This is a genomic window from Streptomyces sp. ICN903 (assembly GCF_022015835.1).
Classification (GTDB): domain Bacteria; phylum Actinomycetota; class Actinomycetes; order Streptomycetales; family Streptomycetaceae; genus Streptomyces; species Streptomyces fenghuangensis.
This window is the reverse complement of sequence record NZ_JAKMAY010000184.1, coordinates 1-11,937: the sequence shown is the minus strand read 5'-3', so window position 1 is coordinate 11,937 and position 11,937 is coordinate 1. Positions and strand designations below refer to the sequence as shown.

At 67.9% G+C, this 11,937-nt stretch carries 12 protein-coding genes; 2 read left to right on the top strand and 10 right to left on the bottom strand.

The genetic code is table 11. The annotated features are described in order from the left end of the window. A partial coding sequence (locus L7D48_RS18655; protein ID WP_374492776.1) for a ComEC/Rec2 family competence protein occupies positions 1-2,177 on the bottom strand: 2,177 nt, incomplete at its 3' end. On the opposite strand from L7D48_RS18655, the gene L7D48_RS18650 reads away from it, so the two are divergent. Further along, positions 2,140-2,328 carry a hypothetical protein gene (locus L7D48_RS18650; RefSeq protein ID WP_237880601.1) on the top strand — a complete coding sequence of 63 codons (189 nt, stop codon included), beginning with the start codon at positions 2,140-2,142 and terminating at the stop codon, positions 2,326-2,328. The two genes, L7D48_RS18655 and L7D48_RS18650, sit on opposite strands and share 38 nt — an antisense overlap. A gap of 1,954 nt (positions 2,329-4,282) precedes the next feature. On the opposite strand, the gene L7D48_RS18645 is transcribed toward L7D48_RS18650, so the two are convergent. The 3 genes from L7D48_RS18645 to L7D48_RS18635 all read right to left on the bottom strand — a co-directional run bounded on the left by L7D48_RS18645 (position 4,283) and on the right by L7D48_RS18635 (position 6,882). Next, positions 4,283-4,879: an HK97 family phage prohead protease gene (locus L7D48_RS18645; protein ID WP_237880600.1), complete on the bottom strand. Its 597-nt coding sequence runs from the start codon at positions 4,877-4,879 to the stop codon at positions 4,283-4,285. Positions 4,880-4,893: 14 nt separating this feature from the next. After that, the gene (locus L7D48_RS18640; RefSeq protein ID WP_237880599.1) at positions 4,894-6,342 is read right to left on the bottom strand and encodes a phage major capsid protein; all 1,449 of its coding nucleotides are present in this window, start codon (positions 6,340-6,342) and stop codon (positions 4,894-4,896) included. 312 nt (positions 6,343-6,654) lie between these two features. Beyond that, on the bottom strand, positions 6,655-6,882 hold the full coding sequence (locus L7D48_RS18635) for a hypothetical protein (RefSeq protein WP_237880598.1): 228 nt from the start codon (positions 6,880-6,882) through the stop codon (positions 6,655-6,657). A gap of 127 nt (positions 6,883-7,009) precedes the next feature. On the opposite strand from L7D48_RS18635, the gene L7D48_RS18630 reads away from it, so the two are divergent. Then, on the top strand, positions 7,010-7,150 hold the full coding sequence (locus tag L7D48_RS18630) for a hypothetical protein (protein ID WP_237880597.1): 141 nt from the start codon (positions 7,010-7,012) through the stop codon (positions 7,148-7,150). A 465-nt stretch (positions 7,151-7,615) separates the two neighbouring features. On the opposite strand, the gene L7D48_RS18625 is transcribed toward L7D48_RS18630, so the two are convergent. From L7D48_RS18625 to L7D48_RS18600, 6 genes are all read right to left on the bottom strand, one after another. Next, positions 7,616-8,839 carry an AAA family ATPase gene (locus L7D48_RS18625; RefSeq protein ID WP_237880596.1) on the bottom strand — a complete coding sequence of 408 codons (1,224 nt, stop codon included), beginning with the start codon at positions 8,837-8,839 and terminating at the stop codon, positions 7,616-7,618. After that, the gene (locus L7D48_RS18620) at positions 8,836-9,114 is read right to left on the bottom strand and encodes a hypothetical protein (protein WP_237880595.1); all 279 of its coding nucleotides are present in this window, start codon (positions 9,112-9,114) and stop codon (positions 8,836-8,838) included. Before L7D48_RS18620 ends, L7D48_RS18625 begins: the two co-directional genes overlap by 4 nt. A 71-nt stretch (positions 9,115-9,185) precedes the next feature. Beyond that, entirely contained in the window at positions 9,186-9,809 is a 624-nt protein-coding gene (locus L7D48_RS18615; RefSeq protein WP_237880594.1) for an HNH endonuclease, read from the bottom strand. 105 nt (positions 9,810-9,914) lie between these two features. Next, the gene (locus L7D48_RS18610; RefSeq protein WP_237880593.1) at positions 9,915-10,145 is read right to left on the bottom strand and encodes a helix-turn-helix domain-containing protein; all 231 of its coding nucleotides are present in this window, start codon (positions 10,143-10,145) and stop codon (positions 9,915-9,917) included. Between the two features lie 168 nt (positions 10,146-10,313). Continuing rightward, a complete protein-coding gene (locus tag L7D48_RS18605) occupies positions 10,314-11,741 on the bottom strand; it encodes a recombinase family protein (protein WP_237880592.1) in 1,428 nt (475 codons plus the stop codon). A 10-nt stretch (positions 11,742-11,751) separates the two neighbouring features. Next, positions 11,752-11,937: helix-hairpin-helix domain-containing protein (locus L7D48_RS18600; protein ID WP_237880591.1), on the bottom strand; the 186-nt coding region annotated here is incomplete at its 5' end.

The window sequence follows — 11,937 nt, the reverse complement described above, 5'->3', positions numbered from 1 at the left end:
ACCGGTACCCCCGCGCGGGCGGCCTCGCGCCGTACCGCCGCCGCCTGCCCGGCCGGCTCGCCCCGGGTGGTGGTCTGGATCGCCCCGACCGCACGGCCCCGCAGCACCCCGGCCAGCCCGGCGACGTGGTCGGCGTGGAAGTGGGTGAGCACCAGCAGGGGAACGGATGTGACGCCGAGGGTGCGCAGGCAGCGGTCCACCGTCTCCGGCTCTGGGCCGGCGTCGACGACCACGGCCGCGCCCTCCCCGGCCGCCAGGGCCAGCGCGTCGCCCTGGCCCACGTCGCAGACCGCCAGCCGCCAGCCCGGCGGCGGCCAGCCGGTGAGCGGGCGGATCAGCGGGGCGGGGCGCAGGACCGCCAGGGCCAGCAGTACGGCGCAGACCGCGCAGAGCCGGCGGTGCCGCACCAGTCGGCGGGCCGCCAGGACCGCCGCCGCGGTGAGCGCGGCCAGCAGCAGTGCGCCGGTCCAGCTGCCGGGCCAGTCGATCTCGGCGCCGGGCAGGGAGGCCCCCGCCCTGGCGATGGCGGCGACGGCCCCGGTGGGCCAGCCCGCCAGCCGGGCCAGCGCCTCGGCCGGCGGCGGCGCGAGGGGCGCGGTGACCAGGGCGGCGAAACCCAGCACGGTGGCGGGCGCGACCAGGAACTCGGCCAGCATGTTGCACGGGATCGCCACCAGGCTGACGTGGGCCGCGAGGACCGCGACCACGGGCGCGCACACCGCCTGCGCCGCCGCGGCCGCCGCCAGCGCCTCGGCGAGCCTTCCCGGCACTCGCCGGCGGCGCAGGGCCTCGCTCCAGCGGGGTGCGACGGTGAGCAGCGAGCCGGTGGCCAGGACCGAGAGGATGAAGCCGAAGTCGCGGGCCAGCCACGGGTCGTAAAGGACGAGCAGCAGTACGGCGGCGGCCAGGGCCGGCAGCAGGGACCTACGCCGTCCGGTGCCGATCGCCGCGATGGTGATCAGCCCGCAGGCCGCCGCCCGCAGCACACTGGGCTCGGGGCGGCAGACCACCACGAAGGCGAGGGTGAGCAGCGCCCCGGTGACCGCGGTGGTGCGCAGCGACATCCCCAGCCGGGGCGCCATGCCCCGGCGTTCGGCGCGTACCGCCCTGCCCGGCGGCCCGATGAGCAGCACCAGCAGGATCGCGAGGTTCGCCCCGCTGACCGCCAGCAGGTGAAGCATGTCGGCGGCCCGGAAGGCTGCGTCGAGGTCGGCCGGGATGCGCGAGGTGTCGCCGACGACCAGCCCGGGCAACAGCGCCCGCGCGTCGCCCGGCAGCCCGTCGCTGGCCTCCCGCAGTCCGGAGCGCAACTCCCCCGCGATGCGCTGGGGAGCCGTCGGCCCGGCGGTCACCGTGGGCGGTCCGCCGGTGCTCACCCTCAGGACGGCGGCGATGTCGCTGCCCCCGGTGCCGCCGCCCTGAGGTGGCAGGAGCCGGGCCTGGAGCCGCAGCCGGGTGGTGGGCAGCAGCTCGAGCCAGCCCGCGGGCGGTCCGGCCGCCGAGTCCGTACCCCGTACCAGGACGAGCACCGGCGACCGGGTGGCGGTCACCGTGCCGTCGGCGGTGGTGACGCGCAGGGCCTCGGCCCGCAGTATCACCGTGCCCGCCACCTGCTCCGAGCCGCGTACGCGGGGCCGGACCACGCGCGGATCGCCGGTGACGGCCACCTCGGCGGTGACGTGCGCGTACTGCCGGGCCGCCGCAGGCAGGGGGCCTCGGTGCAGATCGGCCGCGTGCGCCGCGGCCACTCCGCCGCCGGCGGCGGCGCACACCAGTGTCATGGCGACGGCCGTACGCCCGCCTCCCCGGACCCCGCCTCGGCCCCGGGCCGGAACCAGGCACGCCGCCGCACAGAGGAGGCACAGCGCCACGCCCGCGACGGCCGCGCCGCCCGGAGCGCCCAGGGCCAGGGCCGCCGCTCCCCAGGCGGCCAGCGCCGGCGGCACCAGCCGCAGGTCGGCCGGGCCCTCCTGGCGCGGCTCCGCCGCCCCCAGCCGGCGGCCGGCGGCCGAGTGGACCGCCGACCGGGCCTCGGTGAGGGCCTCGGTGCCGGTCGTCGTACTCGCGGTCACGGTCCGACCAGCGGCTGCAACTCGGCGAATCGGCGTTCCCCGATGTTCACACCACCACCTACAGGAGATGACCACCGTGACTCCTGACGAGTACAACCAACTCATCGCCGAGGTCGCCGAGCTGGACCCCGGTGATCTTGCCCGCCTCGCGCTGGTCGTCGCCGAGCTGCGGCGTGCGACACCAGGGCGCACCGATCTTGCCGACCTCGCCGACACCGTAGACCGGCGCATGGATCAGGTGATCATGGGGCAGTGAACCTACCTTCCTGAGAAGGTCACTCCCCCTGCGCACCTAGCCTCCCCGGAAGCTACGTCCTCCGCCGTCGCCAATGGTCCGCCGCATACCGGCGCCGCCCCTCGGTCCGGCACTCCGGCCCGCAGTAGACCGGCGGGCGTCCAGTGGGCGCGGGCAGGAAGTACCGCCCGCAGGTGCGGCATTCCGTCTTTGGCCGATCCGGCGTGCGGCATGCGGGGCATCGTGTGGGCCGTCGCCCTGGTCCGGCGCGTTCCGGCAGCGGCCCCCCGCAATCGCGGCACGTCGTAGGCGGGGATGCTGGCCGCCGAGCAGCCCGGCACGTAGGGCAGTACCGCCACGGCGCATCCGTCGGCGGCGCGAAGCCCTGCCCGCAGCTACGGCACGCCACCCGCCGACCGGCGACCTGAGCCGCGCGCGCGAACACTCTGGCCGCTTCCCACGCTTCTCGGCATGGAGGGCATCGCCGGTATCCGCCGCGCGGCGTCGGCGGTGTCCACTCGGCCCCGCAGTCCTCGCATACGCGGATGCTCACAGGCGACTCCTGGACGCGCAGGTCCGGCTGCAATACCTTCGGCGCTGCCGTTCGGCGAAGAATCCGATTCCGCACGTTGGACAAACGCGGGTGGCTTCCATTTTCCGGCAGGTTCTGCATTTCGGTTCAGGCAGTGATTTAGGGCTGCGATAAACGGTTTTACCGCAACCGGAGCATTTAGCGCGTCGGGAATTCGGCATCACCTGGCCTCCCGCGCGCATTCGTCGCACAGGACTGGCGGGCGGGGATTGTCGGGGAGGCCGTAGATGTGGCGGGTGCATCGGTCGCACGTCAGATATGCGGACATGATCAGAGACTCCTTCCGCACAGAGGCGTTCAGGACAATTCTACGCGAATGCGCAGGTCACGAGCATGATCAACTAGGGTTTTTGATCAAGGGGAGGGGATTCCGCCACTCAGAGAAAAACGAGCAGGGGCGCGCGGGGTCGCCCAGCCCTTCGAATTACGTGCGCGACCCGCCCCCCTGGGGTGAAGGTATGCCATTTAGAATTTCCCGTGGGATTTACCGAAGACTCGCCGCCTTTGTCGAAAGATTCCCCCGAACCGTTCCCGCTGGATTAACTTGCTACCTGACTGCCGATTAGGGTCCCATCCGACGGCTCAGGAAATGGGTCCCATCTGACGGCCTGTGGAATGGGTCCCATCCACGGGCTCAACTCCCGGCAGCGCGCGCGGGTTTCGGCCCTGGGGGGTGGACGGCACCGACGGCGGTGGGCGTCTTCTCCGGCATGGCCCGGAAGCAACCCCGTCGCCGAAGGACTCCGGTAAAGCCCCGAACAACTCCCGTTAAGTGCCGGGCTTGTTGACGTGCGCCATGTTGCTCCGGTGTGTCAAGTCCGGTGCGGCGCACGTCGGTCGGCGAGCAACGCGCCTCGCACATCGTCATCGTCGTTGGTCATCGTCATCGTGCATCGTGCTTGGCGCACAGGCACAGGCACAGGCATGGCGCATGGGCATGGTCGTGCATGGCTTGGCATATGGGTATGGGCATGGACATCGACCAACAGGCAACACACATTGGTTGTTGTCATCGACCAGCAGGCAACAGCATGTTGATCATTGGTCGTTGAGCAGGAGCAACAGCAACGAACATGAGCAACATGCAAAGCGTGTTGGTGGTTGGTGGTGGTCAACGAGGAGGCACTGCTTCAAGTTGGGGGTACACCTTGAACAAGGGGTATGGCTTCAACAAGGGGCATGTGCTTAAGAGTTGGCACACACAGAAACAGAGGGCACATGCTTCAAGAAGGGCATGGCCTCAACTCGAATCATGTGCTTGAAACTTGGGGGGTATAGGCAAAAGGCGAAGCCGGGGGGTGACACGAAACCCCCCGGCTTCTTTTTCGGCGGTGGCCCCGGCCAGGAGGAGGGGGCCGGAAGGAAACGGCCACCGCCGAAGACTTACCGTCCCCGCCGCTCCATGACGGCGAGGAGATCGAACTGGGCCCGCAGAAGGTCGATTCGGGCTTTCTGGAGCCGCCGGACGGCCTCGGGGTCGCCCAGGGGGTCGGAGCGGACACCGACGGACGTGTCGGCGTAGGCGGGATGCACCACCGGCCCCAGCTCGTACAACTCGACCTTCCGGATGCTGCGGGTGCGCATCCCGTCGGCCTCGCCCCACTCATCGTCCAGCACCCGGAACCGGAAGCTCATCCCGGTGATGGAGCCGCCCGCGATGGCCTCCCGGACGGCCTCGGCGTGCTCGTAGAGCCTCGCGGAGACGTACAGGCCCCGGTCGTCCTCCCGGAGCGCCTGGACGGACGCGATGGGCAGTTCGCCGACGCGCGGGTCCTTGCCGTGGTTGAACTGCACCACCGGGGTGCGGCGTGCGATGGAGTCGGCGAACGCGCCACGCTCGATCGACTCGACGAACCGCCCCTCCCAACTGTCGATCTCAGTAGGGGAGTTGAAGACGGCGGCGTAGCCGCTCAGGGTCCGCCCATCACCCTCGCCGGCCTCATCCGCCCGGAACTCAACTGCCCGTGTCAGAACGGACATTGCGCACCTCCTTTTTACGCCGTGGTGGCGACGTTGAGGACGCGCACCGCGCCCGGCATGACGACACCGGCACCGACACGCGCCCAGAGCAGCAGACCGCGCTGCCCCGACGGCATGTTGCCGTTGGCGGCGTCGAACAGATGCGGCACCAGCTCCACCGTCGAACCGGCGAAGTCCACGATGGTGTAAGCCCTCTTGAGGTCGCCGTAGACCAGAACCGGATTGTCGGCGGTCGCGGCGGCATTGATGTCGTCGCTGCCGGGCATCTCTGAGTGCTCGTACAGCCGCTTGCGGAGCAGCACCGGGTTCTCGTCACCGACACGCGGATACCGGGGCGCACCGTTGGTCGTCTCGGCCGCCGACAGGGCGTTGATGGTCGCCACGTTCGCCAGCCAGACGGCGTTGGGCTGGAAACGCGGCCCCAGATCGTTCTGGACGGCGTAGGGGTCGGCGTCCACGTCGAACGTCTCGGCCACGGCCGGGGCCAGCTCCGAAGCGGTGCCGTCGATGCCCGTCCACAGGCCCTCCGGCTGCGTGGTGCCGTTGCCGGACCAGAAGGCGGCAGCGGTGAGCTGGTCGTAGCCGTCGGCCAGAAGGCGCGTCAGATCACCCATCGCACCGCCGTAGGTGGCGGACTCGTACTCAAAGCTGAACGGCACGAAGCTGGACGCCCGGTGGGAGACGATGGACGGACTCTCCAGAGTCGGCGAGCCGTCGGCAACGGTGCCGTGCTCCGCGTACCAGGCGTTGGTGACGTGCGCCGAGGTCACGGGCCGGAACTCGTGCCCGATTTCCTGCCGCACCTCGGCCAGTTCACGCAGCGGCGACAGGGAGCCGTCCGAGGAGATCCGGATGGCGGGGTCGATGATCGTCGGCACCTGGAAAGCCCCGGCCGAACCGGCACCTGTCGCGCCCAGGGCCCGCATCTCCGAACGGACGCGCTCCACGCGGGCGTAGGCGGCCTGCTCGGCGGGGGTCCACAGCAGAGTGCCGCGTTCGCCGCTGATGGCCTTCATGAACGCGCTCAGGTACGCGGGATCGGAACCGGCGGCGGCCCAGCGTGCGGCCAGGGAGTTGCCGGAGCGCTCCCCGGCGTCGATCATCGACTCGATCTTCTCGGCGGCGCGGGCGGGCATCGCGTCGGCACCGACGGCGGCGTCCAGGTGGCGCATCGCCGTGTCGCGGGCTTCCCCGCCGGTCCGCCGGGCGCGGGGCGCGTCGCCGGACTTCGGGCCGGGGTCGCTGCCGGGCTCGGTCGAGCCGGGCTTGTCGATGAGCGCGGCGAGGGCGGCGGCCGAGTCGGCGGCCTTGCGCACATACTCTTCGGCGGAACGCAGCTCGTCGCGTTCGGTGTCGGTAAGGGCGCGGGTCTCGGCCAGATCGGACAGTTCAGCCAGCTTCTGCCGGGCGACGGTGATGTCCATGTGGGGCTCGTCGTTGAGGTTTCGCTTCACGCGAGACATGAGGTTCTCCATTCGGACGGGCATGACCAATTGCGGCCACGCCAAAGGCAATTGGTGAAGTGCCGCTGTGTCCGAAGGGGAGCCTCGGCCCTAACTCCTCCGCGACGGGCCGGTGTTGGTTCCGGGGGCCTCATACCCTGACACGCGAACCTCGTCCAGCCGGTTACGGCTTGCGGGTTTTCCGACACCCGGCCGTGGAAGGTGAGAACCCGGCCGGGTGCCGAACGTATTGTGCACCGGCCCCCGACGACGCTGAAGAGGGCCGGTGCTGATCGAATCCCTCTTGAGAGAGGTCTCCAGATCGACGCCTTGTCAGGTTACACCGTCACTCCACTCTTCGGGAATAGTGTCGGGCACGCCGCCGATATCGCGGTGTGCCAGAACAAGTTCGCCGTCGTGTATCTGGATGGCAAGGTCGCCACTTAGGTAGCTTCCCGCCAACTCCACGAAGTCGTCTCGGTTTACGACTTGGTCCAACAAGTTCGCCATGTGCTGCATGAAAAGGTCGGCGAGCTGCGCACGAGGATCGTTGGTTTCCATGTTGTCCTCCGGGTTGCGAGTTACGGGCGAAGGGTGCGAGTTACTCCATTACCCTCCAACCAAGGGCGTAGGTGCGGACTTCGACCCGCTGGATCCACCCAAGGTCTTCGAGCGCCGATAGCAGTTCATGAGCATCGACCATCGGTGCGGCCCGGCGCGCGACGGTGACAAGCTCCAGCCGCCCCACACGCCCGTCTGCCGCCGCATACAGCGCGCCCAGCACATGCCGCCCAGCGCGATGCTCCGAAGGGCTCAGGCAGCCGTCTGACGGCCGCCATGCGTCCGGGTCGGCCAGCGGCTCGGCCGGTCTGCCCCGGCGGCGCACGGCGGATTCGGTGGAATGCCGCCCAGGAGGGGCTGTGTGGCCGCCTGCCGGGCTTCGGGGGATGTCCGAAGGTGATTTGCCCAGGGCCGGGGGGCGAGGCGCTGAGATCGCCGCCCAGGGGGGTTGGGCAAGAACTCATGATCCTTCCCCCTTCGTGATGGTCGTGATCGGTTTCGCCATGATCCTTAAGTCCTTACTGAATGTGTTGTTGAGAGTAGTTAGAGAGAAGATTGAGAAGAGACTTGAGAAGAAACGATAAAGGTGGAGACTTGAGAATTCGGACATCCGGGCACAACCAGGACCCAAAGGGATGTCCCGTTTGGGCTTATTCTCAAAATTCTCGTAATCCATCACTAGCGGATTATCAGTCTCCGGCAGCGGGGGAGGGCGGCCACCCTCCCCCGCTGGTTACGCTTTGTGTTCGCCGGGCAGGGACCAGATGGTTGCTCCGGCCTCGCGCCGGGATTGGACGCCGAGTCGGTCTTTGGCTCGATACAGGGTGGCCTGGGCGATACCGGCGGCCTTCGCGTCCTGGACGATTTCGTCGGCGACGCGGTGGCCGTTGATCCGAAGGTGTGTCAGCAGCCATTTGGAGGCGGTCGCCATCGCAGTGCCGCCCTCCGCCGACATGAGGTCGTCGGCGGACAGATAGCAGCGGCCTCCGAGTTCCGCGCGGGAGGTTTCGGAAGAGACCGTCTCTCCCTGTTCGCCGGTTCCGCTGACAGTTACGGAGACAAGTTCGTAGTAGAGGCTGGCCGGTGTGGGGGCGAGGTTGTTCTTCACCGTTGACAGCACGTTTCGTGCGGGGGTGTCGTCGTCGCCCGGTTCTTCCGCAACGGCCATAACGGCACGTGCGACGTTCCCGAACTCGCCCGATCCCGTAACCCGCTCCAGTGCGCTCTGTCCGGACGCTCCGCCCTTGTTCCAGTGCGCGAGTCCCAGAACGGCACACTGGAGCGCTTCGGCGACCTGCTTCAACTCTTCCAGCGCGCGACGGATTTCGTCGGGGTCGTTGCGCTTCTTGGTTCCCAGCGCCGACACGAGGGGGTCCATGACCACAAGTCCCACGTCCAGTCCTCGTTCGCGCACCTGAGTCACGAAGTTATCGGCGTCAGTGATGAGCCGAAACGGAAGATGCGCGCCCTGCGGCGACTTCACCTGCATTCGGTGCACGCGCCGCAGGTCGGCACCGGCCGCCAGCAGGCGCGGCAGGATGGTGTACTCCCAGGCATCCTCGGTGGCGAGCACCACCACATCCCTCGGCTGTCCACGGAAGTCGCCGTCGAGGTCGCCGCGCGTCACCTGCGCCATGAGGTTGCAACTCAGGGTGGATTTGCCCATGTTGGCACGACCGGCCAGCAGGGTGATCTCGCCCAGGGGGATGCGGTGATGCCACAACCAACGCAGTTGACGCAGCCTCAGCTCCGAGGCCGGCTCGAAGACGATCTTCCGGAGGGCTGCTTCCTTGGCCTCCAGCCGCTTCTCCGCCTCCCGTTGAGCCCTGAGCCGCTTCTCCGCGAAAGCGGCCTGCTCCTCGGCCTGCTGGTGATCTTCGAGTTCCTTCACCTTGGCGGCGACCTCCGCCGTCGCCCCGGATTCTGGGCTGGAGGGCTGCGCGAAGTCGTTGCTCATCGCTCGGCACCTCCACTGCGGGCGCTGAGCGCCGCATTGAGCGACTCCGACCAGTCCTCGCGGACATCCCTCCACGCGACGGGCGTTGCCCTGCCACAATGGCACCGGGCCTCGTGGCCAATGGTGTAGTGATCAACGGCGATGAGCTGGTGGCACTGGCCGCACGGAATGACGTAGATGACGGGGTCGCCGTCGGGGTCGAAGGTGGCGGAGGTTGCCACCGGGACGGGCTCGATGGGCTGGGCGTTGTCGAGGGGGTTGGGTATCATGTTCACTGGTAGTTCCTCCAGGTAGTGAGTTAAGCCGCCCCCTCCGCTTGTCCCGGAGGGGGCGGCACTTTTTTCGGTTACGCCGCTTCTCTACGGCGACGTTCGGCGAGCATTATTTGGATCTGCCAGGCAATGAATTCCGCCTCGGTCTTCGCTCCCTTACTTATGTTGCAACTCCCGCATATAGGCGCGAGGTTGTCTCGGGTGTTGTGCGGGATGCCCAGCTCGACGCACCGCGATACGGGCGTAAGGTGATCCACCTGATCTGCGGGACCGCCGCAGAAGTGGCACGGCTTGCACTTCAACGACGCCATATAGTCACGGAGTTCAGGCGTCATGCCCTGGTTGCGGATGCGCTTACGCTCGCGCTCGCGCTCGGCGTTCTCGGCACGCCAGCGGCGAGTGTTCTCGCGGGCGCGGTCGCGGTTCTCCGCATACCAGCGGCGACTGTTCTCGCGGTCGCGGTCGGGATTCGCCGCATGCCAGCGGCGACTGTTCTCGCGGACGCGATCGCGGTTCTCTTCCCGCCAGCGGCGGTTGCTCTCGCGCTTCCGATCGGCGTTCGCCGCATGCCAGCGGCGGTTGTACTCGCGGGCGCATTCCCGGCACTTAGAGTCCCGCCCGTCCTTCCGGGCCTTGTGCCGATTGAACTCGCCCAGCGGTTTTGCCACTTGGCACATGTTGCATGTCTTGGCATCCATTACGCCTCCTCCTTCTCGTCCTGGCCGCCTCGGTCGCTGAGTCCCAGTAGGAAGGCGATACGCCTCAACTGGTCGTCGGTAAGCGGCATTTCTTCGGCTTCGGCGTCAAGCGCGTGCGTGCTCACGGTCGTTTTCCTTGAAGAAGGATTCGACGGGAACACCGAAGTAGTTCGAGATGCGCGCCAGCATCGGAACGGAGGGCGGGGAGTCGTTCAGCTCCCACTGGGCGATGCGGCGGGTTGTGACGCGGAGGTCGTACGAGAGGGCGTTACGGCTGAGCCCGCGCTCCTCCCGGAGATGCCGGACGTATGCGCCGTTGAACTGCTCGGAGATCATGTCGGCGATTCCCTTCGGTGGGGTGCGTGTTCGCTTCCACCTCCAGACTCCGAATAGGGCCGACATTGATACCGACAGCACCACAAAAATCGCCCCCTCCGGGTGTTCCCGAAGGGGGCGATCATGGACTTGACCTGCGGCGATATGCATTTGGTCGCCGGTGACGAGTTACATCATGTCGCGCCGCACGATGCGGTCGGGATCGAACCGGCGCGGCCGGTCTTTGGGATGCGGCCGCACGTCGAGACCGCCGGGCCACAGAGTGCGTGCCACCTCGCGCCGACCGGCGGGTGTCAGGTCCGCCCACGCCGCTCGCACGTCTCCGGCGAGGAGTCCACGCAGGGCGCGGGGGGCGGCGGCGTGCACCAGTGCCCTGCTTTCCCTCACCCGCTGATCGATGGGCGCGCGCGCCGCCCGGTATTCGGCGAGCGAGAGTTCATCATTGCCCCACATTTCGGCGAGCTGCCGCAACTTTGCCTCATCCTTTGCGAGTTGCCGCCGCGCGCCGCCGTCGTCGTCGCCGTCGGCAATGGTCCGCAGCCGAGTCAACACATCTTTACGGGTGAGGAGTTGAAGAATGCGACGCTCGACCTCGGCCTCGGCGGGCACGGCGTTGATGGTGATTTTTCCGCAGCCGCCTAGAGGTGTCGCGCACCAGTAGCGGGGTCCGGCATTGCCCTGCCAACCCTTCAGCTCTTTACCGCAGTTGGCGCAGTGGAGTACGCCGTTCAGCCATCGCTTGAGTGTGTTGTCGGAGCGGCCGCGACGGTTGGCGAGAGTCGAATTCACTTCTTCCCAGGTGTCGCGTTCGAGGATGGGCGGCCAGGCTGCGGAACCGATGACCTTCCCTTTGTAGGAGCGCAGACCGGCGACCGATGGTTTGGAGACAACGGACTTCACCGAACGTCCCGTCCAGCGCGCGCCGGTCGCGGTCGGGGCATTCTTCTCATTCAGGTCGGCGGCAATGGAGTTGAGGCTCTGGCCGCCCAGGATAGCCTGGGCGATATCCCGGATGACGGCGGCCTCTTCCTCGATGACCTCTTTCTGATACGTGTAGCCGTACCCGCGATAGCCACCGCCGTTGGTCTTGCCTTGCTCGGCGAGTTCCAAATGCTTACGGGTGACGCGCCGGGAAGTGTCGCGGCTGGACTTGTTGGCGAACGCGACACCGATACGGGCGGCCATAATCTCGGTGTCGTTGGACAAACGGAGGGAGCCGGTGACGGTCTCCACCGGAATGCCCTTGTGTTCCACCACGTCGATAAGGTCTTCCAAATCGCGCGGATCACGAACAACTCGGTCCAGATCGTAAGCGAGTAGCCCGTCGCGCAAACCGGTCATGAGTTTGTCCAGCGCGTCACGGAATCCAGGGCGAATGGTCCGCAATTCCACATTCCCGTTCGGGAGCCGGATGCGTCGCCGCTTGAACGCGCTCACGTCGTTCTCAATTACGACTTCGGCGACGGTCCAGCCGAGACGCGACGCCAGCGCCCGGCCGTCGGCCTCCTGGCGGGCGACCCCGGCGGCCTCGCCGTCACGATCGTCGGAGATACGCACCAGCAGTACGGCACGCTGGGGAAGGTTCATGCTGTCCATGCGTGCGAGATTACCCTGGGAACATCGCATCCCCGATTCCGCTGACCTCGCGGAGCTCCTCGACGGAGGAGAAGCCGCCGCGCTCGGTGCGGTGGTCGATGATGCGCTGGGCTATCACGGGCCCGATGCCGGGGAGCGTGTCGAGCTGTTCGACCGTGGCGGAGTTGAGGCTGACCGGCCCGCCCCCGGCCGGCCC

What these genes read in the sequence shown, in the direction of transcription:
- L7D48_RS18610 (WP_237880593.1), bottom strand. Translation starts at nt 10,145, where the DNA reads ATGATCTCCGAGCAGTTCAACGGCGCATACGTCCGGCATCTCCGGGAG.
- L7D48_RS18645 (WP_237880600.1), bottom strand. Translation starts at nt 4,879, where the DNA reads ATGTCCGTTCTGACACGGGCAGTTGAGTTCCGGGCGGATGAGGCCGGC.
- L7D48_RS18625 (WP_237880596.1), bottom strand. Translation starts at nt 8,839, where the DNA reads ATGAGCAACGACTTCGCGCAGCCCTCCAGCCCAGAATCCGGGGCGACG.
- L7D48_RS18630 (WP_237880597.1), top strand. Translation starts at nt 7,010, where the DNA reads ATGAGCATCGACCATCGGTGCGGCCCGGCGCGCGACGGTGACAAGCTC.
- L7D48_RS18605 (WP_237880592.1), bottom strand. Translation starts at nt 11,741, where the DNA reads ATGGACAGCATGAACCTTCCCCAGCGTGCCGTACTGCTGGTGCGTATC.
- L7D48_RS18650 (WP_237880601.1), top strand. Translation starts at nt 2,140, where the DNA reads ATGACCACCGTGACTCCTGACGAGTACAACCAACTCATCGCCGAGGTC.
- L7D48_RS18615 (WP_237880594.1), bottom strand. Translation starts at nt 9,809, where the DNA reads ATGGATGCCAAGACATGCAACATGTGCCAAGTGGCAAAACCGCTGGGC.
- L7D48_RS18640 (WP_237880599.1), bottom strand. Translation starts at nt 6,342, where the DNA reads ATGTCTCGCGTGAAGCGAAACCTCAACGACGAGCCCCACATGGACATC.
- L7D48_RS18635 (WP_237880598.1), bottom strand. Translation starts at nt 6,882, where the DNA reads ATGGAAACCAACGATCCTCGTGCGCAGCTCGCCGACCTTTTCATGCAG.